Genomic DNA, 25,986 nt, shown 5'->3' with positions numbered 1-25,986 from the left:
GAGCGGCCAGGTCCGCGCGCGATGTCGCGCGGACCGGCCAGCGACCCCTCTGAAGGCCAGGAGGGACCGGAGAGCGGAGCCGCCCCCGCTCACCGGCGGGCCGGCCGAGGGGCCGGGAACAGAAAGTCGAACAGAGAGCCCGAGAGGGTCAGGAACGCAGGTAGGTCAGGACCGCGAGCACCCGGCGATGCTGGTCACTGTCCTCCGCGTAGAGGCCGAGCTTGTTGAAGATGCTCCTGATGTGCTTCTCCACGGCTCCGTCGCTGATCACGAGCTGCCGTCCGATGGCCGGGTTGGACTTGCCCTCGGCCATCAACCCGAGCACCTCGCGCTCCCGGGGCGTCAGCTGGGCCAGTGGATCGTCCCTACGCCTGCGCACCATCAACTGGGACACCACCTGCGGATCGAACACGGTCCCGCCCGCGGCCACCCGGCGCAGGCCCTCCATGAACTCATCCACGTCCACGACCCGGTCCTTCAGCAGGTAGCCCACCGCGCCACGGGCGTCGGCGAGCAGGTCATCGGCGTAGGAGACCTCGACGTACTGGGAGAGGATCATCACCGGCGCCCCGGGCACCCGGCGCCGGGCCTCCACGGCCGCCTTCAGGCCCTCGTCGGTGAACGACGGCGGCATGCGCACGTCGACCACCGACACGTCGGGTTTGTGCTCGGCGATCGCCTCGACGAGAGCGTCACCGTCCCCGACGGTGGCGACCACCTCGCAGCCGAACTCCTCAAGCAGCCTGACCAGGCCCTCCCTGATCAGGACTGCGTCATCGGCCACGACTACCTGCACGGCACCTCCGCCACGATCACAGTCGGCCCGCCGTCCGGCGACTGCACGGTCAGCTCCCCGTCTACGGCGCGGAGGCGATCGGCCAGGCCGGCCAGGCCATGTCCCTTGGCGACGTGTGCGCCGCCGACCCCATCATCCCCGATCGTGAGCATGAGAATGTCACCGATGCGGAGAAGCTGGACAGTGCAGACGGTGGCGCGGCTGTGCTTGGCCACGTTCGTGAGGGTCTCGGCGCAGACGAAGTAGATCGCGTTCTCCGTCGCGGCCTGGAAGCGCTCGACGATCTGCACGTCCAGGTCCACGGGGATGGTGCAGCGCCCGGCCAGGGCGGCGAGCGCGGGCGCCAGGCCGCGGTCGGACAGGATGGGCGGGGCGATGCCGCGCGAGAGCGCGCGCAGCTCGTCGAGCGTCTCGCGGGTGGCGGTGATGGCCGACTTGATCGTGGCCTGCGCCGCCTCCGGGTCCTTGCCCATCTGGCGCTGCGCCCTGGACAGCTCCATGGCCAGCGAGACCAGCCGCTGCTGGGGGCCGTCGTGGATGTCGCGCTCCAGCTTGCGCAGCGCGTTGGCCTCGGCGGAGACCGCCGCGGCCCGGCCTTCGGCCAGGTCGTCGATGCGCTCCTGCAGCTCGGCCACGCCGGTGAGCAGCGCCCGGCCGAACCCGGCCCTGATCAGCGCCGCGCCGCGCACCGTGAACGGCAGCAGCAACGCGGACGCCAGACCGACCGAGACGTAGAAGATCGAGTTGGTGAAGTAGCCCTCGCCGAAGCCGAGCAGCTCGGGCAGCTCCACGTTGCCGGGGATGCGCGAGGTGATGATGCCGTACAGCGGATAGGTCAGCCCGGCGAGCGGGAGCGACCAGAACACGACGGTGAGCACGAACGACAGCACCGCGAACGGGAAGACCAGGATGCCGTGCAGCAGGTCGAGCCAGGACTGGCCGCTCGTCATGGGGTTCACGAGCCGGCGGATCCGGCCGGCGCCTGACGGGGCGGGCCTGTAGCGCGGGCGTACGGGCGGCCGCTTGAGCACGTCGGACAGCCAGCCCCGCTCCGCGTCGGCGAAGCCCCGCGCCACCATCAAGGTGCCGGCCAGCAGGGGCAGGCCGATCCACACGACCGCGGTGCCCAAGCCCGCGGCGAAGCCCGTGACCATGATCACGAAGCCGATGACGGCCGTGGGGAAGCCGACCAGGGTGTAGCGGGTGTCAAGGAGGACACGCCTCATCAGGGAGCGCATGCCATTCACGGTAGGGCCTGGTATGAAACGCCACGATCAGGTGCACCGGTGTCCAAGGGTAGGGCTGGCCCTACCAAGGGGGGTGGTGCGATCTTGACCCCAATAGGGCGGTTCGCGGCAATGTGCTGAAACGCCCTGGAAGAGAGCCTTGAGGCATCAGCTCCCCGGTGAATCGAGGCTCCCCATGACCGTCTTGCTGGACCGCCCCGTCCCAGCACCGGTACGGCCGCGCCGCGCGGCAGGCACGCGCACGGCGGCTCGGGACCCGTTCATCGACCTGCTGCGGGTGGCGGGCATGGCGCTCGTCGTGCTCCAGCACTGGACGATCCCCGTGCTGGCCTACGACGGAGTCCGGCTGACCACGGGCAACGCGTTGTCCACCCCGGGCGTGTGGGTGGTGACCTGGCTCAGCCAGGTGATGCCGCTGGTGTTCTTCGCGGGCGGGGCGGCGAACGCCATCGGCTTCGGCAGGTCGGTCCAGCCTCCGCAGCAGTGGGTGGCGGTCCGGCTGCGCCGGCTGGCCTGGCCGTTGCTGCCGCTGGCCGCGGTGTGGATTCCGCTCCCCCACGTGCTGCTCACGCTGGGCGTGCCCGCCCAGCCGCTCGAAGTGGGCGCGAAGCTGACCGGGCAGCTGCTGTGGTTCCTGGCCGTGTACCTGATCGCCGTCACGGTCACCCCGTACGCGCTGCGCCTGCACGAGAGGTACGGCCTGCGCGTCCCCGCGGCGCTGGCGGCCGGTGCGGTGCTGACGGACGTGGCGCGCTTCACGACCGGGTTCGAGGCGCTGGGCTACCTGAACATCGTGTTCGTGTGGCTGGCCGTGCACCAGCTCGGCTTCTTCTACGCCCAGGGCCGCATGAGCGGGCTGACCGGCCGGTGGGCGCTGACGATCGGCGGGTTCGGGGCGGCGGCGCTGCTGGTGGCGTTCGGTCCCTACCCGGGCAGCATGATCGGCCTGCCGGGCGCCGAGGTGTCGAACATGGCCCCGCCCACGCTCGCCATGCTGGCCGTCGCCGCCGGCCAGATCGGCCTGGCCACGCTGCTGCGGACGTGGCTGCTGCGGCTGCCCACCGGCCGGCTGCTGGACTGGGCGGGCCCGCGCATCATGACGGTGTACCTGTGGCACATGCCGGCCCTGTTCGCGGTGACCGGCGTCGTGGTGGTGCTGCTGGGGATCGACACGCCCCGGCCGGGCGGCGCGTTCTGGCTGGCCGGGTGGCCGCTCTGGTTCGGGCTGCTGTGCCTGGTCATGTGGCCGCTGCTGAAGGTGTTCGCCCGGTTCGAGACGCCGCCGGCGCTGCCGTACGGCAAGGGTGGCTGGGGAGCCACGCTGGGCGCGGCCGGGCTGGTCGGCGGCGGGGTGCTGACGCTGACCGCAGGCGGCTTCGCGCCCGGCGGCGGGCCCTTCCTCGCGGTGCTCGCCCTGCTCGGCGGCCTGCTGATGACGGCGCCGCGGTCGCGCGCGTGAGGATTCGGCCTCACCGCCGGGTTCGAGGAGGCGGGCCGGCTGACGGGCGTAGGCTGCAAGCACGGGCGCTGGGCCGGCATGGTGCTCCTCCAGCTCGACCTGCGGTAGGAGCTCCAGTTTGACCCGAGTTGGCCCGGGCGGTTCGACCATCCGGCAAACTTCGGCAGGATAGACACTGTGAGCCTTCTCATTGACCGCCTGCCCGACGAGATCGATGCCGATCCCGACGCCATCTTCGACGCGTTCGTCGCCTGGAACGCCGAGCGGGGGCTCACGCTCTATCCCGCCCAGGAGGAGGCCCTCATCGAGGTCCTCTCCGGCAGCAACCTGATCCTGGCCACGCCGACGGGCTCGGGCAAGTCGCTGGTCGCCGCGGGCGCGCACTTCGCCGCGCTGACGCGAGACATGCGCACGTTCTACACCGCGCCGATCAAGGCGCTGGTGTCGGAGAAGTTCTTCGACCTGTGCGCCGTCTTCGGCACCGCGAACGTCGGCATGATGACCGGCGACGCCAGCGTCAACCCCGGCGCGCCCATCATCTGCTGCACCGCCGAGATCCTGGCGAACGTGGCGCTGCGCGACGGCGCGGCGGCCGACATCGGCCAGGTCGTGATGGACGAGTTCCACTTCTACGCCGAGCCCGACCGCGGGTGGGCGTGGCAGGTGCCGCTGCTGGAGCTGCCCGACGTCCAGTTCATCCTCATGTCGGCCACGCTCGGCGACATGTCGATGTTCGAGGAGGACATGACCCGGCGCACCGGGCGGCCGACGGCCGTGGTCAAGCATGCCGAGCGTCCCGTGCCGCTGATCTACACCTACCGGATGACGCCGCTGCACGAGACGCTGGAGGAGATGCTCAGCACCGGGCAGGCGCCGGTCTACGTCGTCCACTTCACCCAGGCCGCCGCGATGGAGCGGGCCCAGGCCCTGATGTCCATCAACATGGCGACGAAGGCGGAGAAGGAAGCCATCGCCACCATGATCGGCGGCTTCCGCTTCACGACCCGCTTCGGCCGGGCGCTGTCCCGGCTGGTCCGCCACGGCATCGGCGTCCACCACGCCGGGATGCTGCCGAAATACCGCCGCCTGGTGGAGCGGCTGGCCCAGGCGGGCCTGCTGAAGGTCATCTGCGGCACCGACACCCTCGGCGTCGGCGTCAACGTGCCGATCAGGACGGTGCTGTTCACCGCGCTGTCCAAGTACGACGGCAACAAGGTGCGCCGGCTGCGCGCCCGCGAGTTCCACCAGATCGCGGGCCGGGCGGGCCGGGCCGGGTTCGACACGATCGGCTACGTCGCCTGCCAGGCCCCCGAGCACGACGTCGAGAACGCCAAGGCCCTGGCCAAGATCGGCGACGACCCCAAGCGGCGGCGCGGCTACGCGCGCAAGAAGCCGCCGGAGGGGTTCGTGGGCTGGAGCGAGGAGACCTTCCAGAAGCTGCAGGAGGCCGAGCCCGAGCCGCTCAACTCGCGCTTCAAGGTCAGCAACGCCATGCTGCTGGCCGTCATCAACCGCCCGGGAGACTGCTTCCAGGCGATGAAGCACCTGCTGACCGACAACCACGAAGACCGCAAGTGGCAGCGCCGGCACGTCAGCCAGGCCATCGCCATCTACCGCTCGCTGCTGGCCGGCGGCGTCGTCGAGCAGTTCGCCGAGCCCGACGAGCAGGGCAGGCGGGCCAGGCTGACGATCGACCTGCAGGAGGACTTCGCGCTCAACCAGGCGCTGTCCACGTTCGCGCTGGCCGCCTTCGACCTGCTCGACCGCGAGTCGCCGTCCTACGCGCTCGACCTGGTCTCCATCGTGGAGTCCATCCTCGACGACCCGCGCCAGATCCTCTCGGCCCAGCTCAAGAAGGCCAGGGGCGAGGCCGTCGCGCAGATGAAGGCCGACGGCATCGAGTACGAAGAGCGCATGGAGGCGCTCGCCGAGGTCATGTACCCGATGCCGCTGGACGACCTGCTGCTCGGGGCCTACGAGACCTACCGGCGCGGGCACCCGTGGGTGGGCGACTACACGGTCAGCCCGAAGTCCGTGGTGCGCGACATGTTCGAGCGGGCCATGACGTTCGGCGAGTACATCCAGTTCTACGAGCTGGCCAGGTCCGAGGGCACGGTGCTGCGCTACCTCGCCGACGCCTATCGCACGCTGTCCCGCACGATTCCCGAGCACCTCAAGACCGAGGACCTGGTCGACCTGATCGAGTGGCTCGGCGAGCTCGTCCGCCAGGTCGACTCCTCGCTGATCGACGAGTGGGAGAAGCTGACCAACCCGGAGCAGGCGCTGGAGCAGCACCAGCAGCTCGAAAGCAAGGTCCGTCCCGTCACCGCGAACACGCGGGCCTTCCGCGTGCTGGTGCGCAACGCGATGTTCCGGCTGGTCGAGCTGTGCGCCATCGAGAAGGAGGAGGAGCTGGCGGAGCTCGCTCCCGACGTCGACTGGGGCGCGGCGCTGGACGCGTACTACGACGAGCACGAGGAGATCTTCACCGACGCCGACGCCCGCGGGCCCGCGCTGCTGCGGATCGAGGAGGAGAGCGGGCTGTGGAAGGTGCGCCAGACGGTCAAGGACCCGGCGGGCGACGGTGACTGGGGCATCGAGGCTCAGGTGGATCTGACCGCGTCCGACGAGGAGGGCCGCGCGGTCCTGCACGTGATCGGCCTCAACCGGCTCTGATCACCCTGCGAACGACAAGCCGTGTGCCGGAACGGACTGGCAAGGGCGTCCCGGCACACGCCTGTCGATTCAGTGTCGGTCGCGGATGGTAGGGGTGATGTCATAACCATGTCCCAAGATCGAGACATTTCCTGAAATCAGCAATTGGCGATGGTGCAGACCTTGGCGAGCATCTTGGTGGCATCCTTCGTCTGCTGCTTGAAGTCGGCGCCGGCGGGCTTGCCCCATTCGCCGGACACGGCGTAGAGGATCAGGGCGTTCGCGCGGCGGGCCACGATGCTCCGCTCACCGCCGACGGCCGGCTTGCCGCCCTGGTAGGCCTGCCCGGTGAGCTTCAGCGCCTGGTCGCCGAGTGTCACGGGGGCGGTCGCGTACCGGTAGCCCTTGCTGCCGCAGGCGCGCGCCGCGGCCCGCAGGTCGCGCAGGACCTTGCCCGCGGCCGCCGGCGAGGAGTAGAGGATCACCTGCTCGGACTTGGAGTAGTCGGGCACCGCCGTGTAGATGAGCGTCCTGGCCGACGTCCGGCCGCTCTGCCCGAGCCTGGCCTTCTGGCACGGGTTGACGACGAGGGGGGCCGCCTTCTTGCCGCTGGCCGACCAGCTCGTCTCCGGGTTGTCGTCCTTCTTGGCGGCGGCCTTCTCGTACAGGAGGAAGTTGTTCGGGACGGCGACCGCGGCCGCGAGTAACAATGCTGTGATCATGGGACAAAATGGTAGGGGTGAATGACGAAGAGATCAGGCGCGTCCTCGGGCTGCTCTACCAGGACGACACGTTGACGACCTTCGCCTCCCTGGTGCTCGGCGGCACCGGCGATCTGTCCCCCAAAGCGCTGCGGAAACTGGCCGGCGGCGGCCTGGCGGCGTGCGACGAGAACGGCACGTGGCGGGCCACGCCCGAGCGCTTCCGCGACCTGCTGCGAGCGAGCGCCGGGCCCGCCGAGGAGCGCAGCCCCGAGGAGCGGGTGCTGCGCACGTTCCTGGTGGACGGGCGGCTGACGACCATGGCGATGCGGCGCGACAAGCGGCTGATCGTGCTGCGCTACATCGCGCTGGTCTTCGAGCCCGGCGTGCGCTACGCGGAGAAGGACGTGAACGTGGCGCTGCGGGCCTTCCACGATGATTACGCCGCGCTGCGCCGCTATCTGGTGGATGAGGACCTGCTGTCGCGGGAGGGCAACGTCTACTGGCGCAGCGGCGGCCACGTCGAGGTCTAGAGGGATCTGACGTTGCTGGTCCAGGCGTCGATCTTGGCCTGCCACCGCTCGGGCTCCTCCGGCCGCCCCGGCACCCCCGGCCTGGTCTGCCACGGCAGCGGGCCGTCCGCCCGCCGGTACTCCACGCCGATCGCGTCCAGGCGGTGCAGGTGCTCCGCCAGCCGCGTGCGGAAGCCCTCCAGGTCGCGCTCCGGAGGGCTCCACACCGTCTCGGCGAAGGCCGAGAGCCGGGGGAAGGCCATGTAGTCCACGCCCCGGCTGGAGTCGATCAGCTCCGTCCAGACGCCGCACTGCGCGCCCAGGACGTGGCCGGCGGCCGGATCGCCGCGCAGCCCGGCCGGGATGGGCTCGAAGGCGTAGACGTCCTCCAGCGTCAGCACCGTCCCGAACGGCACCGGCTCCTCCTCCCCCGTCCCCTGCCGGTAGTCGAGGTAGAGGGAGGTGTTGGAGCAGTTGATGACGTCGTGGCCGCGCCGGGCCGCCGCCACCGCGCCGTACTCGCCCCGCCACGAGGCGACGACCGCGCCGGGCGCGAGACCGCCTTCGAGGATCTCGTCCCACCCGACGAGCCTGCGGCCCCGCGCCGCCAGATAGGCGCCGAACTGGCGGATGAACCAGCTCTGCAGCTCCTCCTCATCGCGCAGCCCCAGCTCGGCGATGCGGCGCTGCGCCGCCGGGCTGGCCCGCCACTGGTCCTTGCGGCACTCGTCGCCGCCCACGCTCACGTACGGGCTGGGGAACAGCTCCAGCACCTCCTCCAGCACGCCCTGGAAGAACGTGAGCGTGGAGTCGGCCACGTTGAGCACGTGCTCGCCCACGCCCCAGCCGGTGCGCACCTCCAGCGGGGTGCCCAGGTTGCCCAGCTCGGGGTAGGCGGCGATGGCGGCCTGCGTGTGTCCAGGCAGGTCGATCTCGGGTACCACCGTGATGTGCCGCCGCGCGGCATAGGCCACGATCTCCCGGAGGTCGTCCTGGGTGTAGTAGCCGCCGTGCGGGCGGCCGTCCATGGGGCCGTTCCAGCCGGCCTGGCTCTCCTTCCGCCACGCCCCGACCTCGGTGAGCCGGGGGTGGCGGCGGATCTCGACGCGCCAGCCCTGGTCGTCGGTGAGGTGCAGATGCAGCACGTTGAGCTTGTGCAGGGCCATCAGGTCGACGAAGCGCAGCACCTCGCGCTTGGTCAGGAAATGCCGGGCGACGTCGAGGATGCAGCCGCGCCAGCCGAAGCGCGGCGCGTCCTCGACGTACACGCCCGGCACCGTGAACGGGCCGCCCGCCGCCCTCCTGAAGGCGGCGGCGGGCAGCAGCTGCCGGAACGTCTGCGCGCCGTAGAACGCCCCGGCGGGGTCGCCCGCGACGATCTCCGTCCGCTCCGGCCCGGCCGTCAGCCGGTACCCCTCGGGTGGCAGGCCGCCGTCCAGCGCGAGGGTGATCGTGCCCGAGCCCTCCCCCGGCAGCAGCTCTCCGCCGGCGACGGGAGCGAGCTCGGCGCGCAGCCAGGCCGCCACCTCGCCCAGCGCCGGATCGGCGGTCAGCGAGGTCCGGCCGTCGAGGACGAACGAACCCGGCCTGGGCTCGTGCTTGACGGGCTTGGGAACGATCATGAACGGGCAACTCCTTACGTGCAGGTGATGGTGGCGTCGGCGAAGTCGGCGTGGTCGGAGGTGGCGTTGTCGCCGCCGTTGGTCGCGACCAGCCGGACGAATCGGGCACCCTCGACGGATGCGGTGACCTTGCGGGCGGGCATGGCCCCGGTGAGCAGGCCGGAGTAGGCGACCCGGCCCCCGTCGGCCCAGACCTCGAATCCGGCCGAGCCGGTCTGGCCGACCTCGTCGTCGATGCCGGCCTGGAACTCGACGGACGAGCAGCGCCCTGCGGTGTAGAACTCGATGTCGGCGGGCGCGTGGGTGCCGAGGCCCTTGGCGTATCCGGCGCCCTCGATGGTGATCGGCCTGCCGTCGCCGGCCGCCCGCTCGCCGTTGCTCGCGTCCTTCTCCACGGGGCCGAAGTAGTTCTTCGCGCTGGTCCAGGCCAGATCGCTCAGGTACGTGCGGCCGGGTCCCGGCGCCTTCGCGACGGTCACGACGGCGGTGGCGCGCTGCTCGCCCCGGTGGAAGGTCAGCTCGTGGACGCCGGGGGCGGCCGTGGCGGGCGGGGTGACGGCCCACTTCACGGTGAACGTCTCGCCGCCGTCCAGGCTGCCGGTCCTGGACGGCGTCCTGGCCTGCGCCCGCCACCCCTCCGGCAGGGCCGCCGTCACCTCGACGTCCCGCAGCCGCGCCGTGGCCCCGGTGTTCGTGATCCGGGTGACGATCTCGCCGGACACGCCCGGCTCCAGCACGGAGGGCCGGTCGTCCCCGAGGAACCCGGGCGGGTCCGCCTCGAACGTCACCACGGGCGGCGCCTGCTCCCTGCCCGCGCGGACCCGGTAGAGCAGCGCCGCGTGCGCGGGCACCTGGGCCGCCAGCTCCCCCGTGGTCGAGGTGACCGCGCCGGTCCACAGGTCCTCGACGCGGTGGCGGGAGCCGCCGAGCCGGGTGGAGATCACCGTCGCCCGGTCGCTCTCGTTGAACAACGCGATCGCCCGGTCACCGTTCTCCAGCGGCTTGGCCAGCACGTGGTACCAGCCGTCGGTCGTGACGAACGTGCCGTGGGCGCCCAGCCGGTCCTGGTCCACGGCGATCACCTTGGGGTTGGCGACGACGGCCGCGGGCGCCTGGGCCGGGGCGGCCTGCAGGATCAGCGGGGCCGCCCCCATGGCCCAGAGAGTGAACTGGGCGCGGTACTCGGTCTCGGTCATCCCGCCCCGCCCGGCCTGGATCAGGTCGGGGTCGGCCCAGCTGCCCTGACCCGCGTACTCGGCCCTGAGCTGGTTGACCTCCCAGATGTCGGCCATGGTGGGGTAGCTGTCGGCGATGGGCCGGTTGTAGACGTTGGTGCGCCAGGTGGTTGCGCCGGCGCCCTGGCCCCAGAGCCACGGGACGGTGCTGCCGTCCTCGTTGTTCATGGCGAACACGACGTCCGCGCCGAGGGCCTGGCGCATGGGCGGGTAGAGGGCCTGGGCGATCTGCTGCACGTTCTGGCCGGGGAAGTCGGCGGTGGGGACGTTGCACCAGTCGTACTTGACGTAGTCCACGCCCCACGCCCTGACCTGCGCGGCGTCGGCGGCCTCGCTCTTGTACGACCCGGCGCCGCCGCCCGCGCACGCCTTGGTGCCGGCCGACAGGCTGAGGCCGAGCTTCAGACCCTTGCCCTGGACGTGGGCGGCCAGCGCCGCGATGCCGCCGGGGAAGCGGGTGGCGTCGGGGGCCAGGGCGCCGCCCGAGCGCTGCGGGGCCAGCCAGCAGTCATCGATGATCACGTACCGGTAGCCGGCGGGGGCGAGGGGCGCGAGGGCGTCGGCGGCCTGGCGTACCGATTGCTCGGAGACCGAGCAGCCGAGTGACCGGCTGCTCCAGCCCATCGGCGGGCCCGCGGCCGCCGCCGCGGCGGTCGGCCCGGGGAGGAGCACGGGTAAGAAGGGCATGGCGAGGAGGGCCGCCGCGGCGGCGGCCGTGATGGTGCGCATGGGAGTCCTGTCAGGCGGGGTTGAGCGCGGGCCGGCCCGGCTCGATGACGAAGGAGCCGGAGGTGTAGGCGGGGGCGTAGGGCTCGGTGACGCGGGACAGGGAGCGGAACTCGACCTTCATCTCCTGCTGGGTGAGCCTGGTCCGCACGTAGCCGCGGCGGCCGTTGAAGAACTTCACGTGCGGGTTCTCCTCCAGCAGAACCTGCGTGTTGGGGTACTCGTCCAGGCCGTTGCCCGCGCTCGTCACCGACGTGGTGACCAGCTCGACGGCCACGGACTTGGACCCGGGGTCCTGGTGGTCGCGCTTGACCTCGCCGGCCCAGTGCGAGTGCACGTCGCCGGTGAGCACGACGGCGTTGCGCCGGTAGGCGTCGATGGCGGCGGTCAGGCGGTTGCGCGAGGCGACGTAGCCGTCCCAGCCCTCGTTCGAGTAGCCCTTGCCCTCGCCGTTGGTCCAGTCCATCTCCATGAGGAAGACCTGCTGGCCGAGCAGGTCCCAGGTGGCGCGCGAGCGTTTGAGCCGGTCGTCCAGCCACGCCTCCTGGTCGCGGCCCAGGATCGTCCTGTTGGGCTCGAAGCGGTCCAGGCAGTCGGGGCCGACCGTGCCGCTCTTGCCGGTGCAGGCGTACAGGTCGCGGTACTGGCGGGTGTCGAGCAGATGCAGGTTGGCGACCTCGCCCCACCGGATGCTCCGGTAGAGCTTCAGCGCGGCCCCGTCCGGCTTCTGGGCCGGCTTCTGGGCGCGGCGCAGCGGCATGTTCTCGTAGTACGCCTGGAACGCCTCGGCCCGGCGCTTGAGGAACGGCGGATCGGGCTGCTCGGGCACGTCGCCGGCCCAGGCGTTCTCGATGTCGTGGTCGTCCCACACCACGACCCACGGGGCGATGGCGTGCGCGAGCTGCGACTCCGGGTCGGCCTTGTGCTGCGCGTGCCGTACCCGGTATCCGGCCAGGTCGAGGCACTCGCCCCCGGCCTGGTCGCGGACGGGGTACTTGTAGTCGCCGTACTCGTAGATGTAGTCGCCGAGGAAGGCGATCAGGTCGGGCTGGTCCTCGGCCATCCTGCGGTACGGGGTGAACCAGCCGGTCTGGTAGTCGGCGCAGGAGGTGAACGACAGGTTCAGCGGCCTGCCGCGGGTGCCGGGGGCCGGGGCGGTGAGGGTGCGGCCGACGGGGCTGAGCTCGCCGCCGGCCTTGAAGCGGTAGAAGTACTCCGCGCCGGGGTCGAGCCCGTCGAGCTCGACGTGCACGCTGTGGGCCGCGGCGCGGCGGGCCACTTCGGCGCCCCGCCGTACGACATGCCGGAAGTTTTCGTCTTTGGCGAGCTGCCACTGGACCGGCACCGGGCGGTCCGGCAGGCCGCCGAAGCCGTCGAGCGCGATCGGGTCCTTGGCGAGCCGCGTCCAGAGCACCACGCCGTCATGCGTGGGCTCGCCCGAGGCGACGCCGAGGGTGAAGAGGCCGGACAGAGGGGCGCGCCGGGCCGCCGCGCGCACGGGGGTGGCCCCCAGTGCGGCGGACAGGCCCAGGCTGACGCCCCCGGCGAAAAGTGAACGCCGGGTGATCATGGGGGTCCTTACTTGACGGTGGCGTTGCCTTCGGCGACAGCCTGGTCGGCGGCTTGTTGCGGAGAGAGTTCACCGAGGTACATCGCGTTGAAGATCTGGTTAAGCTTCGTCTCGAACCCGGTGAAGCCGGTGGTGATCGGCAGCGGGAAGGTGGTCCCCTCCGCCTCCGTCACGAACGGCGCGACGTCCACCTTCTTGGCCTTCCAGTAGTCCACGTAGCCCTGGGACAGGCCGTTGAGCGCGGGGAAGACGTAACCGCCGTCGGCCATCAGCTTCTGCGGCTCCTCGGTGCCGAGGTAGGCGGCCAGCTTCATGGCCTCCTCCGGGTGCTCGCTCTTGGCGTAGACGGCCTCGGCCAGCCCGTTGAGGTTGACCGAGCGGCCCGCCGGGCCCTCCGGCATGGGCGCGACGCCCACCTCGAACGTCGACTCCGGCGCCACGAACGGCAGCAGGGCGTTGTTGGCCGGGAACATCGCGACCTGGCCCGCCTTGAACATGTCGGTGACCTTGCCGGTGGGCGGGTTGGTCCGGGTGGCGGGCGGGGACACGTGGTGCTTGTTGACCAGGTCCACGCCGAACTGCAGGGCCTGCACGGAGGCCGGGTCGTTGAAGGCGTACGTGCCGAACGGCTTGTCGACGAGCTTGCCGCCGTTGGAGCTGACCCAGTTCATCCACTGGGTCTGGTAGTGGTTCCAGGAGGCGAAGCCGTACGTCTTGACCTTGGCCGGGTCGAAGCCGGGCTCGCCCGGGTGCTTGCCGGCCTCGTCCACGGTGAGCTTGCGCGCCGTGTCGAGCAGGGTGCCCGTGCCGTCGGCCGCCCAGGTGAGCTTGTCCGGCATCGTCACGCCGGCCTGTTCGAACAGGTCCTTGTTGTAGAGCAGTCCTACGACGCCCCAGTCCTTCGGGACGCCGTACAGCTTGCCCTCGTAGGTGAACGAGCCGACGACGGTCTGGTGGTATTTCGCGGCGTCGAGCCGGACCGGAGCCAGGACGCCCTTGGTGACGTACTCGGGGAACTGGGTGGGCGTCATCCAGAACACGTCCGGCGCCGTGCCGGCGACCGCGTCGGCGGTGAGCTTCGTCCAGTACTGGTCGTACGGCAGCAGCTCGATCTGCACGTCGATGCCCGGATTGGCCTTCTCGAAAGCCGCCATCACCTTCTCGTAGCCGGCCTTCTGCTGGTCGTCCCACAGCCGGTACGTCAACGTGACCTTGCCCGGCTCCCCGCCGCCGCCGGAACCGCAGGCGGTGAGGGCGAGCAAGGCGGCGGTGAGCAGCGCCCAGCGAATCGGGGGGTTTTTCAGCATCCGCTGACCTCTTCTTACTTGAGGCCGGTGAGGACCACCGACCTGACGATGTACTTCTGGAAGAAGATGAAGATCGCCACCATCGGCGCCAGCGCGATCAGGCTGCCGGCCATCATGAGGTGGTAGTCGACGCCGATGCCGTCCTTCAGCGTGGCGATCGCCACGGTGATGACCTTGGTGTCGTCGCCGCTGGTGATGATCAGCGGCCACAGGAAGCTGTTCCACGACGAGATCACCGTGATGATCGCGAGTGTGCCGAGCGCCGGGCGGCAGAGCGGCAGCATGACGCGCAGCAGGATCGTCAGCGGCCCGGCCCCGTCGATCCTGGCGGCCTCCTCCAGCCCGGCGGGCAGGCTCTTGAAGAACTGCCGCATGAGGAAGATCCCGTACGGCGTGCCGAGCACGTACGGCGCGAGCAGGCCGTACCAGGTGTTGACCAGGTCCAGCTCACGCATGATCAGGAACAGCGGGATCATCGTGACCGCGCTCGGCACCATCATCGTGGCCACGAACAGCCAGAACAGCACGTCCCTGCCACGGAAGCGGAGCCGCGCGAAGGCGTAGGCGGCGAACGTGGTGAACACGAGCTGCCCGGCCGTCAGCAGCGCGGTCATCACGGCCGTGTTGAGCAGGAAACGCGGGAAGTCGCCGGCCAGCATGTCCGCCAGGTTGTCCGTGGTCGGCGGCCATCCCGGCAGCCACGGCGCGGTGGAGCTGAGCTGCGCCTGCGTCTTGAACGCGGTCAGCGCGACCAGCAGGTAGGGGAAGAAGGAGACGAACGCGCCGGCGACGAGCGCGGCGTAGAGCAGGACGCGCAGCGGGGATCGGTGGGTCATGGGGCGCCTCAGCTCAGGTCGTAGGTGGTGCGCTTGCCGAAGAACCTGACCTGCGCCAGCGTCACCAGCAGGACGATCACGAAGAGCAGCGTCGACAGCGTGGCGGCGTAGCCGAAGTCGAACTCCTTGAACGCCGTCTCGAAGATCCGGAAGTTCAGTACCTCGGTGCTGTGGCCAGGGCCGCCGTTCGTCATCGCGTACACGGTGTCGAACACCTGGAAGGCGCCGATCATGTTCGTCACCGTGACGAAGAACATCGTGGGGTTGAGCAGCGGCAGCGTCACCTTCCAGAACCGCTGCGCCGGGGTGGCGCCGTCGGTGGCGGCCGCGTCGTGCAACTCCTTCGGGATGCCCTGGAGCCCGGCCAGGAAGAACAGCATGTTGTAGCCGGTGTGCTGCCAGACGCTGACCAGCGCGACGGCGGGCAGCGCCCAGGCCGGGTCGGACAGCCAGTCGGGCCCGGTGATCCCGATCAGCGCGAGGGCGCCGTTGAGTGCGCCGTCGCGGGGATCGAAGATCCAGTTCCAGATGAGGCCGAGGACGATCGGCGTGGCCATCCACGGGATCACGAACAGCGAGCGGTAGATCCTGACGCCCTTGATCCGCTGGTTGAGCAGCAGCGCCAGAGCCAGGGCCAGAACTGTCTGGAGGGGGATGCAGAGCAGGACGTAGGCGACGGTGATCCAGAGCGAGTGCCAGGTCTCGCCGTCGGCGGCCAGCCGGGCGTAGTTGTCCAGGCCGGCGAACTCGGGGGCCGACAGCAGCTCCCAGTCGAACAGGCTCAGGACCAGGACGATGACCATGGGCAGCAGCAGGAACGCCACGACGCCGAACAGGCTCGGGCCGACGAACAGGTAGGCGTGCAGGCCGCTCCCCCGCCTACGCGCCGCCCTGGCGCGCGCGAGACCGCCCTTCCGCAGGGTGTGGCTGGTCACGAGGGTTCCGTCGCCGTCGGCACCATCAGCCGCCTGGTCGTCTCCAGCCCCCACGTGTCCAGGGCCGCGATCGGGTCGCTGGACCCGCGCAGCCCGCCGGTGGCCTCGATGTGCGCCGCCCACTCCTGCCTGGCCTCCACCTCGGGCCGCAGGATGATGCAGTCGGGGTCGTTCACCCACCAGCGGGCGTGCAGGAACTCGCGGGCCGCGCCGGTGAGACGGGCGCCGAGCTGGGAGGGCTGGCTGATGTCGCCGGACTTGGGCTGCACGGCCGGGGCGATGTCCGGGCTGACCCGCATGACGTCCACCAGGCCGATGCTGGGCAGCATCGGCGCGCCGCAGCCGTGCAGCGTCGCCCCGGGGCCCGCGCCCCGGCGGATCAGCTCCAGACCCAGCCGGTACGCGGCGATCGGGTCGATGTCCTCGTGCCGCCTGCCCGCCAGCGCCCCGGCGTAGACGAAGTCCAGCTTGAAATGGCCGATCCCCATCGCGGCGAACGTCCTGAACACGTGCACCAGATGCTCGGCGGCCTCCGGGTGGGTGACGTCGAGCACGGCCAGGTCCTGGTCCCACATGCGGCCCGCGTACGCGCCGCCGGCCAGCCAGTCCGGGTGTTCGCGGAAGATCCGGCTGCGGTGCCCGACGAGGAACGGCGCGGTCCAGATCCCGGCCCGCCGCCCGGCTCCCCGCACGGCGTCCACGGCCCGCTCCAGCGACCCGAACCCGGGCCTGCCCTCCAGCCAGTCGCCGATCTCGGACTCGTAGCCGTCGTCGATGAGGAACATGTCGGCGCCCAGGCCGTGCCGCTCGGAGAGCTCCAGGTTGTCGATGACGTCGGCGTCGGTGACCTTTCCCCAGTAGCCGTACCAGGTGCACCACATGGGCGGGACCGGGGCGAACGCCCGGGAGCCGATCACGGAGCCGATCATGGGGGCGGCCAAGGCGCCGGCCCAGTCGCGCAGCGCCCTGCCGAGGTCGCCTTCCGTGCGGTGGTGGCGTACCGGGCCGTCGGCGGAGACCACCAGGCGGCCCTGCTCCTCCCTGACCCTGATCGAGGGGACCGTGCACGGGTCCGGCGCCGACCACAGCTCGACGGAGCCGTCGCCCGGCTCGATCGCGAGCAGCCCCTCGCCCTGGAACGTCCCGGCGGGGACGGGCGTCTCCGGGCGGTAGGCGAGGATCTGGATCGTCCCGTCGGCCGGTCGGGGCGGGGCGTCATTCCAGCGGTAACGGCCCGTGGGGCTCCAGGACTGCCAGCCGTGCTCGAACACCCGCGCCTCATGGGGCCTGCACCTGATCTCGCCGATGTCCGCGAACGGCATCAGTCCCTCATTCCTCTCGACTTACGAAGGAGCGCTTCATTAGTAGCACCGTGAATCACGGAGGGTCAACGCCCGATTTTTCGGGATTTCTGGGCGAGAGAGCGCCGGAGGGAGGCGACGCATCCATCGCCCGATCACTGGCATAATCGTTGGTTACAGAGGAGACCTACATTAAGGACGGCGATGACGGACCTACGCGGCGGCGATCTGTCCCGGCTGCGGCAGCTCAACTCGCTGACCGCCATCCGGGCGCTACGCGGCTCAGGCCCGCTCACCCTGTCGGCGCTCGCCGAGCGCACCGGCCTGTCCAGGCCGTCGATGAAGGAGGTCACCGACGAGCTCATGACGCTGGGCTGGGTGGAGGAGGTGCCGCCGAGCCAGGGCACGATGGGCAGGCCCGCCCGCCGCTACCGCTTCCGCGCCGACAGCGGCTATCTGGTGGGCGTGGACATAGGGGGTCACAACATCCGCGCCGCCCTGTCCGACCTCGACGGCGAGATCCTCGCGGAGACCCGGCAGCCGGTGCTGCCCGACGCCCCGCTCGACGAGCGTCTGGCCGCCATCGAGCGGGCGGTCTCCGGCTGCCTCGCGCTCAGCCGCACCACGGTCGAGGACCTGTGGACGATCGCGGTGGGCACCATCGGCGTGATCGACGTCGAGGGCCGCGTCATCTACTCGGCGGCGGTGCCCGCCTGGCGCGACCTGGACCTGGCGGGCGAGCTCGGCCGGATGTTCCCGTGCCAGGTGCTCATCGAGAACGACAGCCGCCTGGCCGCCATGGCCGAGGCCAGGCGGGGCGTCGCCAAGGGCACGAGGGAGGTGGTGTTCCTGCACGTCGGCAGGCGGATGGGCGCGGGTCTCATCATCGGCGGCCGGGTGCACAGGGGCTTCGGCGCGGCCGCCGGCGAGATCTCCATGCTGCCCGAGGCCCGCTGGTTCGACGCCCCCGAGCACCTGAACACCTGCGCGTCGGTCCCGGCGGGAACGCCGCCGGAGGACGCGGCCGGCCACACCCTGGCCGCCGCGCGCGACGGCGACCCGGTGGCGATCGAGGCGGTCGAGCGGTACGTCGACGACCTCGCGGTGGGCGCCGCCGCGATGGTCCTCATCTTGGACCCGCAGATGGTGGTGCTCGGCGGCGGTTTCTCCCGCTCGGCCGACGTGCTGCTCGATCGGCTGCGGGCGCGGCTGGAGCGCACGTGCATGCGCATGCCCGAGGTACGCGCGTCCGCGCTGGGCGACGAGTGCGTGGTCGTGGGCGCGATCGACTACGCCGTGGACCACCTGGACGACCAGCTCTTCACCCCGGACAGGGGCCCGCTACCGGTCACCCGCTGAGACTCGGAGCCCCGCCGCCGACATCCCGCCACCGGCGGCCCGGCCACGGATGCGGGGTCACCCGGTGGCGGGCCGGATGCGGGCCCGGTAGTCGCGGGGCGGCAGGCCGTACTCCTTCCTGAAGGCACGGCTGAAGTGGAACGGGCTGACGAAGCCCGAGGCCGCCGCCACCTGGCCCACGTCCATGTCGGTCACCTCCAGGAGGCTCGCGGCGTGGCGAACCCGCGCCTGCCGTACGGCCTGCATGGGGGTCTGGCCGGTCTCCTCGGCGAACAGGTGGGCGAAGCGGGAGGGGGAGAGCGCGACCGCCCGGGCGAGCGAGGCGACCGAGTGCGGGGCGCCGGGCTCGGCGGCGATGATCGCGGCGGCGCGGCGTACGCGCTGGTCCCCGTCGTCGGAGCCGTCCTGCCGCGCGGAGGCGGTGGCCAGCACCAGCACCTCCTCCACGGCCCCCAGCACCAGCTCACGCGCCGGCCCCGCCACGACCACGGCCGGCACCCGCGCCTCCCCCACCCCCGGCCCCACCCCCGGCCCCGCACCCAGGCGCTGCTCCGGCTCCGGCATCGCCCTCGTGCCCGGCCCTTCCGCGGCTTCCGCTCCCGAGGCTGGCTGGGGCCTGGGGTGGCCTGGGGGGACCCAGCGGGCGTCGCGCAGCGCCCGTTCGAAGGCCAGGTCGATCCGCGCGTGCACGGCCGCGGGAACGCCCGCGACCAGATGGCACCCGTCCCCCCGCGCGTACGGCCCGAGCCAGGCCGCCCACGACGGCCTGGGCTGGAAGTGCACCCACCAGAACCGCCACCGCCCGGCCCCGGCCCGCACCCGGTAGTGCTGCGCCACCCCCGACCCGAGCACCACCAGATCACCCGCCCGCACCTCGCACGACACCCCGCCCTGCTCGACGAGCCCCGCCCCCGCCTCCGTCCACAGCAGCAGCCAGCTCGGCGACCCGCCGGCCCGGCGCGTGGCGTAGCCGGCCGCCTTGTCGTAGTGGCCCACGATCATCAGCTCGGCAGCAGGAACAGACAGGTCCTCAGCGGTCACAGGCATACCGTTCCACGCTTGCGCTCCTTAGCGTTGAAGACATGAGGCTCAACGACTTCCACGACCAGGGGTACCTGCTGGTGCCCGCACTCCTCGCCCAGGAAGAGGTGGCGGAGCTGCGCGATGAGTTCATGGCGCTGCATGCCGGGGGTCCCATCCCCGGTCACTTCGCGCCGCAGCCCCAGGACCCCGGCCGGCCGTACGACATTCTGCGCGACTATCCGCGCATCATGCACCCCCACCAGGTGAACGACACGGCCCTGCGCTACCTGCTCGACACGCGCATCGCGGCGATACTGCGCGACCTGCTCGAAGAGGAGCCGATAGCAGCCCAGAGCATGTTCTACTTCAAGCCGCCGGGGGCCAGGGGCCAGGCGCTGCACCAGGACAACTTCTACCTGCGGGTCGAGCCGGGCACCTGCGTGGCCGCCTGGGTGGCGCTCGACCGGGTGGACCGGGCCAACGGCGGCCTCGAGGTCGTGCCCGGCACGCACCTGATGGACCTCTTCTGCCCGGAGGAGGCCGACCAGGGCGTCTCGTTCACCCGCGAGTACGTCCCGCCGCCGCCCGGCCTCAAGCGGGCGCCCGTCGACATGAACGCCGGGGACGTGCTGTTCTTCAACGGCAGCCTGGTGCACGGCTCGGAGCCGAACAGCACGCCCGACCGCTTCAGGCGCAGCTTCATCTGCCATTACGTCGGCCGCTCCGCCGAGCGGATCTCCGAGCACTACTCGACGCTCACGATGTCGGGCGACCCCGTACGCCTGGAGCCCTCCGCCGGCGGCGGCCCCTGCGGCACGGAAGCCACCGGCCCGCACTGAACCCACGCAGCCCGGGGACGGCCCGAAAGCGGCCCGGAACAGCCCGAAAGCGGCCCGGAACAGCCCGAGAGCGGCCCGGAACCGGCTGCGAGCGGCCTGAGGGCTGTGGGTCAGCCGCCGGAGATGTCGGACTCGGCGTCCTCGGGGACCACGCAGTCCCACGGGTCGTCCAGCCATCCGTCAGGCAGCAGCACCTTGGTCCGCTCGCCCGACTTCCCCCGGGGCGTGTCGGTGTTGAGCGGCCACGGCTGGTCGTGCTCCAGCTTGGCCAGCCCCGCCCTGAGCCCGTCGAGCGACTCGGCCGTGGCCAGCTCCCGCCGCAGCTCGCTCCCCACCATGAACCCCTTGAGATACCACCCGACGTGCTTGCGGAAGTCCGCCACCGCGTACCGCTCGATGTCGAAGCACCGGGTCAGCCCCTCGGCGTGCCTGGCCATCACCCCGGCCACCTCGCCGAGCGTGGGCCTGACCCGCTCGGGGCTGCCGTTGAACGCGTTCTCCAGGTCCTTGAACAGCCACGGCCGCCCCAGGCACCCGCGCCCGACGACGACGCCGTCGCACCCGGTCTCCGCCACCATCCGCAGCGCGTCGTCGGCGCACCAGATGTCCCCGTTGCCCAGCACGGGGATCTCCGGCACGGCCTCCTTCAGCCGGGCGATGGCCGGCCAGTCGGCCACCCCGCCGTAGTGCTGCCTGGCCGTACGGGCGTGCAGCGCGATGGCCGCGATCCCCTCCTCGACGGCGATCCGCCCCGCGTCCAGGTACGTCAGGTGATCGTCGTCGATCCCCTTGCGCATCTTCATCGTCACGGGCAGCGAACCGGCGTTCGCGACCGCCTCCCGCAGGATCCGGCGCAGCAGATTCCGCTTGTACGGCAGCGCGGACCCGCCCCCGCGCCTGGTCACCTTGGGGACCGGGCAGCCGAAGTTGAGATCGACGTGATCGGCCAGGTCCTCCTCGGCGATCATCTTGACCGCGCGTCCCACGATGCCCGGATCCACGCCGTACAGCTGGATGCTCCTGGGTCGTTCCGTCTCCGCGAACCTGATCATCCGCAGCGTTTTGGGATTGCGCTCGACCAGCGCCCGCGTCGTGATCATCTCGCACACGAACAGCCCGGCGCCCTGCTCCCTGCACAGCACCCTGAACGGCGCGTTCGTGATCCCCGCCATGGGCGCGAGCACCACCGGCGGCCATACCCCAATCGGCCCAATCTTCACCCCGTCAGTTGTAGCGCAGGTCAGGCCATGACCGGTATTCGCGGATAGGCTGTGAACCGGCATCTCCACGGAGGGGGGACGGATGCTTCTTCGCGTGCGCGTCGCGCTGCCTGACAAGCCGGGCTCCCTGGCGCAGGTGACCAAGGTCCTGGGCTCGGCGGGGGCCGACATCACCCAGGTGACCGTGCTCGACCGGGGCGCCGGTTCGGCCGTCGACGACATCACGGTCTTCTGCCCGGAGAGCACGCCGAGGGAGGCCCTGCTCAAAAGCCTGCAGAGCGTCGAGGGCGTGACGGTCGAGGGCATCTGGACGACCCGCGAGGCCCCGGGCACCTACCCCGAGCTGGAAATACTGAAATACATCACCACGGCGGGCGACCGGGCGCTGACCACGCTGATCGACTCGCTGCCCGTGCTGTTCAGCGCCGACTGGGCGGCCACGGCGGCCGAGCACGGCGTCGTCTACGCGAGCTGGCGCGCCCCGCAGGAGTGGGTCGTCCCCGAGCAGACGTCCGCGCGCCCGGTGGCCATGACGCTCGACGGCGGCCTGCACGTCATCCACGCGCCGCTGCCGCCGCTCGCCCTCACCCTCCTGCTGGCCCGCTCGGAGGGGCCCGCCTTCCACCGGATCGAGGTGCACCGGCTCACCAGGATCCTGGAGATCTTCCTGAGCCTGCCCGCCACGGAGCGCAGCGTGGCCCGCCAGCTCCGCAAATAGCCCGCTCCCCGACCTGCGGACGGCCGCCGGGCCGTTCACGGTAAGCATCTGGTCCCGAAAGGCGCTAGACTTGCCCAGGCAGCGCGGAAGTGGCTCAGTGGTAGAGCATCACCTTGCCAAGGTGAGGGTCGCGGGTTCGAATCCCGTCTTCCGCTCGGAGAGATTTGGCTCGGTGGCGTGGCCGAGAGGCGAGGCAGCGGCCTGCAAAGCCGTCCACACGGGTTCAAATCCCGTCGCCACCTCCACGGACGATTAGCTCAGCGGGAGAGCGCTTCCCTGACACGGAAGAGGTCACTGGTTCAATCCCAGTATCGTCCACTCACTCTTCGATTCAGCCCCAGTGCCCACGGCACTGGGGCTGAATGCATTTCCGCGCCCGGATCGGGAAGGCGCGTCATCCGGAAGGTTCCGGCAGAGGTGTCCCGGATGACACCATCGTCCTCAGAGGCAGTGTCTTCGAGAGGTGATCTGGAGGGCGGCAAGTGGTGATCGTACAGCGGATCGTGGTCCGCTGGACCAAGCAGGGGCGTGGGGCCGAGGAGGCGGCGCGCAGGCGCGAGATCCCCTCCGCCTTCACGGTGCCGCCGGGGCCCGACGCCCCGGTGGTGGTGCATGACGTCGTCGTCGAAGAAGCCACCGGGTACGCGCCGACCGGGGCGGTCAACGGGCACGCGTTCCCCTGTCAGCTCAACGGGCTGCGCTTTACGCTGTCCGAGCCGTCGCTCCGGGTGGCGCGGACGCCGGTGTGGGCCGCGTACCCGACGAACCGGTTTCCCGGGCAGGTGTTCTCGCTCCGCCCGGCCGAGCGGGCCCGCTACCGGGCCAACTTCCGCTTCAGCGGCTACAGCACCGACTGGTACTACGAGGAGTGGACGATCAACATCGGCTACCGGCCGTGGCGCCGCGACATGTTCCTGGTCGGGGAGTTCGACCACGACCAGGACGAACGCGTCTCCCTGTACGGCGGCCGCCGCTGAACCCGGATCGAGGCCTGCCCGCGAAGGACGTCGCGGGCAGGTGAAAGCTCACCCGCATCTCCAGCCCCGCCCACGGCCGGGAGACGCCTGATGGCGCCGAAATGATCCGCGCGCTCGCCCCTTCTGCCTGTTAGCGTTGCCGCCAAGGGGGTGAGCCGCGGTGAAATCCAAGGGTGGCAGACCGGCGGTCCTCATGGACGTGGCCGTGCTCGCGGGGGTCTCGGCCATGACCGTCTCTCGCGTGCTCAACGCGCCCGACATGGTACGCGCCGAGACCAGGGCCCGGGTGCTGGCCGCCGTCCAAGAGCTCGACTACCGTCCCAACCAGGCCGCCCGCCAGCTCGTCACCGGCCGCTCAGGGGTGCTCGGCGTGGTCAGCATCGACACCACCCTCTACGGCCCGGCCACCACCCTCTACTGCATCGAGCAGGCCGCCAGGCAGGCCGGCTACAACGTCAGCATCGCCAGCCTCAGCTCGCTCAACCGCAACTCGATGGAGGAGGGCGTGCAGCGGCTGCGCGCCCAGGCGGTGGACGGGGTGATCATCGTCGCGCCGCACGAGTCGGCCGCCGACGGGCTGCGCCACCTGCCGCCCGAGATGCCGGTGGTCGCCGTCGACGCCGGAGACGACATCCCGGTGCCCGTCGCCAAGGTGGACCAGCCGGCCGGGGCCGCCCGGGTGACCAGGCACCTGCTCAGTCTCGGCCACGGGACGGTGTGGCACGTGGCGGGGCCGGCCGACTGGCTCGACGCCAACGGGCGCATCGAGGGCTGGCGCGGCGCGCTGGAGGCGGCCGGGCGGCCGGTGCCCGAGATCCTGCGCGGCGACTGGAGCTCGCGCTCCGGCTACCAGATCGGCCGCCGCCTGGCCCAGGATCCCGAGGTGACCGCCGTGTTCGCGGCCAACGACCAGATGGCGCTCGGGGTGCTGCGCGCGCTGCGCGAGGCCGGGCGGCGCGTTCCCGAGGACGTGAGCGTGGCCGGGTTCGACGACATCCCGGAGTCCGCCTACTACTGGCCGCCGCTGACGACCGTACGACAGGACTTCGGGGCGGTCGGGCGGCACGCCTTCCACCTGCTGCTGGATCTGATGGCGGGGACCCAGCCGGGGGCGCGCCGGCTGATCGAGCCCGAGCTGATCGTCCGGGAGAGCACCGGCGCCGCACCCGCCTGAGCGCCTTTTCCGCGCGCTCGGGCCAGTCTGAGCACCCGGGCCTGGGCGTTTTCGGCGCGCTCAGGCCAGTCTGATCACGTTCCAGGAGACCGGGGGCAGCAGGACGCGCGCCGGGTCGTGCTCGACGTCCCCGTTCGCCCTGGGCGCGATCCGGTCCGGCTCGTCGGCCGTGTTGCGGGCGTACACGTCCGGGTCCGTCAGGGTGGTGGCCTCGACGATGCGCCGGCCGCCGAGCGCCCTGGTGTCGATCTCCAGGGAGAGCGGCCCGTCGGCCGAACGGTTGACCGCGAACAGCGTCGTGCCCTCCTCCGAGTGCGTGGCCACCGCGTGCACCAGCGGCACCTCCCCGTACAGGGCGGTCTCGTACGCCGGTGACACCGGCTCCACCCGCAGCACGTCGCCCGCCGCGTACCTGGACGCCTGCGCGAAGGGGTGGAACGTGGTCTGGCGCCACGCCCGCCCGCCCGGCTCGGTCATGATCGGCGCGATCACGTTCACGAGCTGGGCCAGGGAGGCGGCGGTCACCCGGTCGCTGTTGCGCAGCAGCGTGATCAGCAACCCGCCGAACGCCACCGCGTCGGCCAGGTGGTAGTGGTCCTCCAGCAGCGGCGGCGCGACCGGCCAGTCCGTGGGCGGCGCGGCGTTCTGGAAGCGCGACAGGTACCAGACGTTCCACTCGTCGAAGGAGATGTTGATCTTCTTGCGCGACTTGACGCGGGCCCCGACGTGGTCGGCGGTGGCCACGACCGAGGAGATGAAGTACTCCATGTCGGCCGAGCTGGCCAGGAAGCTGCCGAGGTCGCCGTTCTTCTCCTCGTAGTAGGCGTGGCAGGAGATGTAGTCGACCACGTCGTAGGTCTCCTCCAGCACCGTGGCCTCCCACGCGCCGAAGGTCGGCATGGACGAGCTGGAGCTGCCGCAGGCCACGAGCTCCAGGCCGGGGTCGACCATGCGCATGGCGCGGGCGGTCTCGGCGGCGAGCCGGCCGTACTCGCGGGCCGTCTTGTGCCCGGTCTGCCAGGGGCCGTCCATCTCGTTGCCCAGGCACCACATCCTGATGGCGTGCGGCTCCTTCGCGCCGTTGGCGGCGCGCAGGTCGGACAACGCGGTGCCGGACGGGTGGTTGCTGTATTCGAGCAGGTCGAGGGCCTCGGCGATGCCGCGGGTGCCGAGATTGAGCGCCATCATCGGCTCCACGCCGGCCTTACGGCACCAGCGGACGAACTCGTCGACGCCGACCTCGTTCGTCTCGGTGCTGTGCCAGGCCAGGTCGAGGCGGCGCGGGCGCTGGGCGACCGGGCCGATGCCATCCTCCCATCGGTACCCGGAGACGAAGTTGCCGCCGGGGTAGCGGACGGTGGACACGCCCAGCTCCCTGGTCAGGCCGAGCACGTCGCCGCGGAAGCCGTCCTCGTCGGCCGACGGGTGGTCCGGCTCGAAGATGCCGGTGTAGACGCAGCGCCCGAGATGTTCGACGAAGGTGCCGAACGTGCGGCGGCTTACCGGCGCGACCTTGAACGCGGGATCGAGGGTGAGCTTGGCGTGATGCACGGCGGAGGCTCCTGATTTCGCGGGCGTTACGTGCCTCCGAATTGTTAGCGTTATCAAGAGCCCCGGTCAAGGGGGTCCCCGCCAGGTACGGCCGACGGCAAACGGTTGCTGAGGGGCCCTTGACAGCTCGGGTGTTACCGCTAACACTCGGGTAACCCCGACGAAACATCGGGGTCAGCGCAGCGACCTCCGTGACCCGGGCGGCTCGCTCGGACGCCTTTGC

21 protein-coding genes and 3 tRNA genes are annotated in these 25,986 nt (G+C 71.1%); 11 read left to right on the top strand and 13 right to left on the bottom strand.

Features of this window, described 5'->3' with window-relative positions; translation table 11 throughout:
• Nucleotides 1–148 precede the first annotated feature (148 nt).
• Nucleotides 149–796, bottom strand: coding sequence for a response regulator transcription factor (locus ABEA43_RS23820; RefSeq protein ID WP_345564989.1), 648 nt, complete (start codon nt 794–796; stop codon nt 149–151).
• Nucleotides 787–2,034, bottom strand: coding sequence for a sensor histidine kinase (locus tag ABEA43_RS23815; protein ID WP_345564987.1), 1,248 nt, complete (start codon nt 2,032–2,034; stop codon nt 787–789). Before ABEA43_RS23815 ends, ABEA43_RS23820 begins: the two co-directional genes overlap by 10 nt.
• A gap of 184 nt (nt 2,035–2,218) precedes the next feature.
• Between ABEA43_RS23815 and ABEA43_RS23810 the strand changes: the two genes are divergently transcribed.
• Both ABEA43_RS23810 and ABEA43_RS23805 read left to right on the top strand, forming a co-directional pair.
• On the top strand, nt 2,219–3,502 hold the full coding sequence (locus ABEA43_RS23810) for an acyltransferase family protein (RefSeq protein ID WP_345564985.1): 1,284 nt from the start codon (nt 2,219–2,221) through the stop codon (nt 3,500–3,502).
• A 168-nt stretch (nt 3,503–3,670) separates the two neighbouring features.
• Complete coding sequence (locus ABEA43_RS23805; protein ID WP_345565390.1) at nt 3,671–6,178, top strand: DEAD/DEAH box helicase; 2,508 nt, start codon at nt 3,671–3,673, stop codon at nt 6,176–6,178.
• A 137-nt stretch (nt 6,179–6,315) separates the two neighbouring features.
• Here the strand turns inward: ABEA43_RS23805 and ABEA43_RS23800 are convergent, their stop codons facing one another.
• Nucleotides 6,316–6,879: a hypothetical protein gene (locus ABEA43_RS23800; protein ID WP_345564983.1), complete on the bottom strand. Its 564-nt coding sequence runs from the start codon at nt 6,877–6,879 to the stop codon at nt 6,316–6,318.
• A gap of 17 nt (nt 6,880–6,896) precedes the next feature.
• Between ABEA43_RS23800 and ABEA43_RS23795 the strand changes: the two genes are divergently transcribed.
• Nucleotides 6,897–7,391 (top strand): DUF2087 domain-containing protein, encoded by a 495-nt coding sequence (locus ABEA43_RS23795; protein ID WP_425570349.1) that lies wholly within the window; start codon nt 6,897–6,899, stop codon nt 7,389–7,391.
• On the opposite strand, the gene ABEA43_RS23790 is transcribed toward ABEA43_RS23795, so the two are convergent.
• The 7 genes from ABEA43_RS23790 to ABEA43_RS23760 are packed head-to-tail and all read right to left on the bottom strand — an operon-like array spanning nt 7,388 to nt 16,923.
• Nucleotides 7,388–8,992, bottom strand: a complete 1,605-nt coding sequence (locus ABEA43_RS23790; protein ID WP_345564979.1) for a beta-N-acetylhexosaminidase — start codon at nt 8,990–8,992, stop codon at nt 7,388–7,390. The genes ABEA43_RS23795 and ABEA43_RS23790 overlap by 4 nt on opposite strands.
• A gap of 14 nt (nt 8,993–9,006) precedes the next feature.
• Nucleotides 9,007–10,956 carry an NPCBM/NEW2 domain-containing protein gene (locus ABEA43_RS23785; protein ID WP_345564977.1) on the bottom strand — a complete coding sequence of 650 codons (1,950 nt, stop codon included), beginning with the start codon at nt 10,954–10,956 and terminating at the stop codon, nt 9,007–9,009.
• A gap of 10 nt (nt 10,957–10,966) precedes the next feature.
• Nucleotides 10,967–12,523, bottom strand: a complete 1,557-nt coding sequence (locus ABEA43_RS23780) for an alkaline phosphatase D family protein (RefSeq protein ID WP_345564975.1) — start codon at nt 12,521–12,523, stop codon at nt 10,967–10,969.
• Between the two features lie 8 nt (nt 12,524–12,531).
• On the bottom strand, nt 12,532–13,830 hold the full coding sequence (locus ABEA43_RS23775; RefSeq protein WP_345564974.1) for an ABC transporter substrate-binding protein: 1,299 nt from the start codon (nt 13,828–13,830) through the stop codon (nt 12,532–12,534).
• Nucleotides 13,831–13,844: 14 nt separating this feature from the next.
• Complete coding sequence (locus tag ABEA43_RS23770; protein WP_345564973.1) at nt 13,845–14,666, bottom strand: carbohydrate ABC transporter permease; 822 nt, start codon at nt 14,664–14,666, stop codon at nt 13,845–13,847.
• An 8-nt stretch (nt 14,667–14,674) separates the two neighbouring features.
• The gene (locus ABEA43_RS23765) at nt 14,675–15,601 is read right to left on the bottom strand and encodes a carbohydrate ABC transporter permease (protein ID WP_345564971.1); all 927 of its coding nucleotides are present in this window, start codon (nt 15,599–15,601) and stop codon (nt 14,675–14,677) included.
• Nucleotides 15,598–16,923: a glycoside hydrolase family 36 protein gene (locus ABEA43_RS23760; RefSeq protein ID WP_345564970.1), complete on the bottom strand. Its 1,326-nt coding sequence runs from the start codon at nt 16,921–16,923 to the stop codon at nt 15,598–15,600. Before ABEA43_RS23760 ends, ABEA43_RS23765 begins: the two co-directional genes overlap by 4 nt.
• A gap of 183 nt (nt 16,924–17,106) precedes the next feature.
• On the opposite strand from ABEA43_RS23760, the gene ABEA43_RS23755 reads away from it, so the two are divergent.
• The gene (locus tag ABEA43_RS23755) at nt 17,107–18,261 is read left to right on the top strand and encodes an ROK family transcriptional regulator (protein WP_345564968.1); all 1,155 of its coding nucleotides are present in this window, start codon (nt 17,107–17,109) and stop codon (nt 18,259–18,261) included.
• Between the two features lie 57 nt (nt 18,262–18,318).
• Here ABEA43_RS23755 and ABEA43_RS23750 read toward each other — a convergent pair whose 3' ends face one another.
• Nucleotides 18,319–19,302: an AraC family transcriptional regulator gene (locus tag ABEA43_RS23750; RefSeq protein ID WP_345564966.1), complete on the bottom strand. Its 984-nt coding sequence runs from the start codon at nt 19,300–19,302 to the stop codon at nt 18,319–18,321.
• Between the two features lie 41 nt (nt 19,303–19,343).
• Between ABEA43_RS23750 and ABEA43_RS23745 the strand changes: the two genes are divergently transcribed.
• Entirely contained in the window at nt 19,344–20,123 is a 780-nt protein-coding gene (locus ABEA43_RS23745; protein ID WP_345564964.1) for a phytanoyl-CoA dioxygenase family protein, read from the top strand.
• A gap of 110 nt (nt 20,124–20,233) precedes the next feature.
• On the opposite strand, the gene dusB is transcribed toward ABEA43_RS23745, so the two are convergent.
• Nucleotides 20,234–21,343 carry a tRNA dihydrouridine synthase DusB gene (dusB, locus tag ABEA43_RS23740; RefSeq protein ID WP_345564962.1) on the bottom strand — a complete coding sequence of 370 codons (1,110 nt, stop codon included), beginning with the start codon at nt 21,341–21,343 and terminating at the stop codon, nt 20,234–20,236.
• An 82-nt stretch (nt 21,344–21,425) separates the two neighbouring features.
• On the opposite strand from dusB, the gene ABEA43_RS23735 reads away from it, so the two are divergent.
• The 6 genes from ABEA43_RS23735 (at nt 21,426) to ABEA43_RS23710 (ending at nt 24,212) form a co-directional block, all read left to right on the top strand.
• Nucleotides 21,426–22,061: an ACT domain-containing protein gene (locus tag ABEA43_RS23735; protein WP_345564960.1), complete on the top strand. Its 636-nt coding sequence runs from the start codon at nt 21,426–21,428 to the stop codon at nt 22,059–22,061.
• A gap of 83 nt (nt 22,062–22,144) precedes the next feature.
• Nucleotides 22,145–22,216 (top strand) — tRNA-Gly (locus ABEA43_RS23730).
• A gap of 16 nt (nt 22,217–22,232) precedes the next feature.
• Nucleotides 22,233–22,306: transfer RNA gene (locus ABEA43_RS23725), tRNA-Cys, on the top strand.
• 1 nt (nt 22,307) lies between these two features.
• Nucleotides 22,308–22,379, top strand: a tRNA-Val gene (locus ABEA43_RS23720).
• Between the two features lie 164 nt (nt 22,380–22,543).
• Nucleotides 22,544–23,038 carry a hypothetical protein gene (locus tag ABEA43_RS23715; protein WP_345564959.1) on the top strand — a complete coding sequence of 165 codons (495 nt, stop codon included), beginning with the start codon at nt 22,544–22,546 and terminating at the stop codon, nt 23,036–23,038.
• A 160-nt stretch (nt 23,039–23,198) separates the two neighbouring features.
• On the top strand, nt 23,199–24,212 hold the full coding sequence (locus ABEA43_RS23710) for a LacI family DNA-binding transcriptional regulator (RefSeq protein WP_425570348.1): 1,014 nt from the start codon (nt 23,199–23,201) through the stop codon (nt 24,210–24,212).
• A 60-nt stretch (nt 24,213–24,272) separates the two neighbouring features.
• On the opposite strand, the gene arfA is transcribed toward ABEA43_RS23710, so the two are convergent.
• Nucleotides 24,273–25,763 (bottom strand): arabinosylfuranosidase ArfA, encoded by a 1,491-nt coding sequence (gene arfA / locus ABEA43_RS23705; protein WP_345564957.1) that lies wholly within the window; start codon nt 25,761–25,763, stop codon nt 24,273–24,275.
• Nucleotides 25,764–25,986: the final 223 nt, after the last annotated feature.

Source organism: Nonomuraea rosea (assembly GCF_039539705.1).
Classification (GTDB): Bacteria; Actinomycetota; Actinomycetes; order Streptosporangiales; family Streptosporangiaceae; genus Nonomuraea; species Nonomuraea rosea.
The sequence above is the reverse complement of the archived record's forward strand: the minus strand, read 5'-3'. Positions and strand labels throughout refer to the sequence as shown.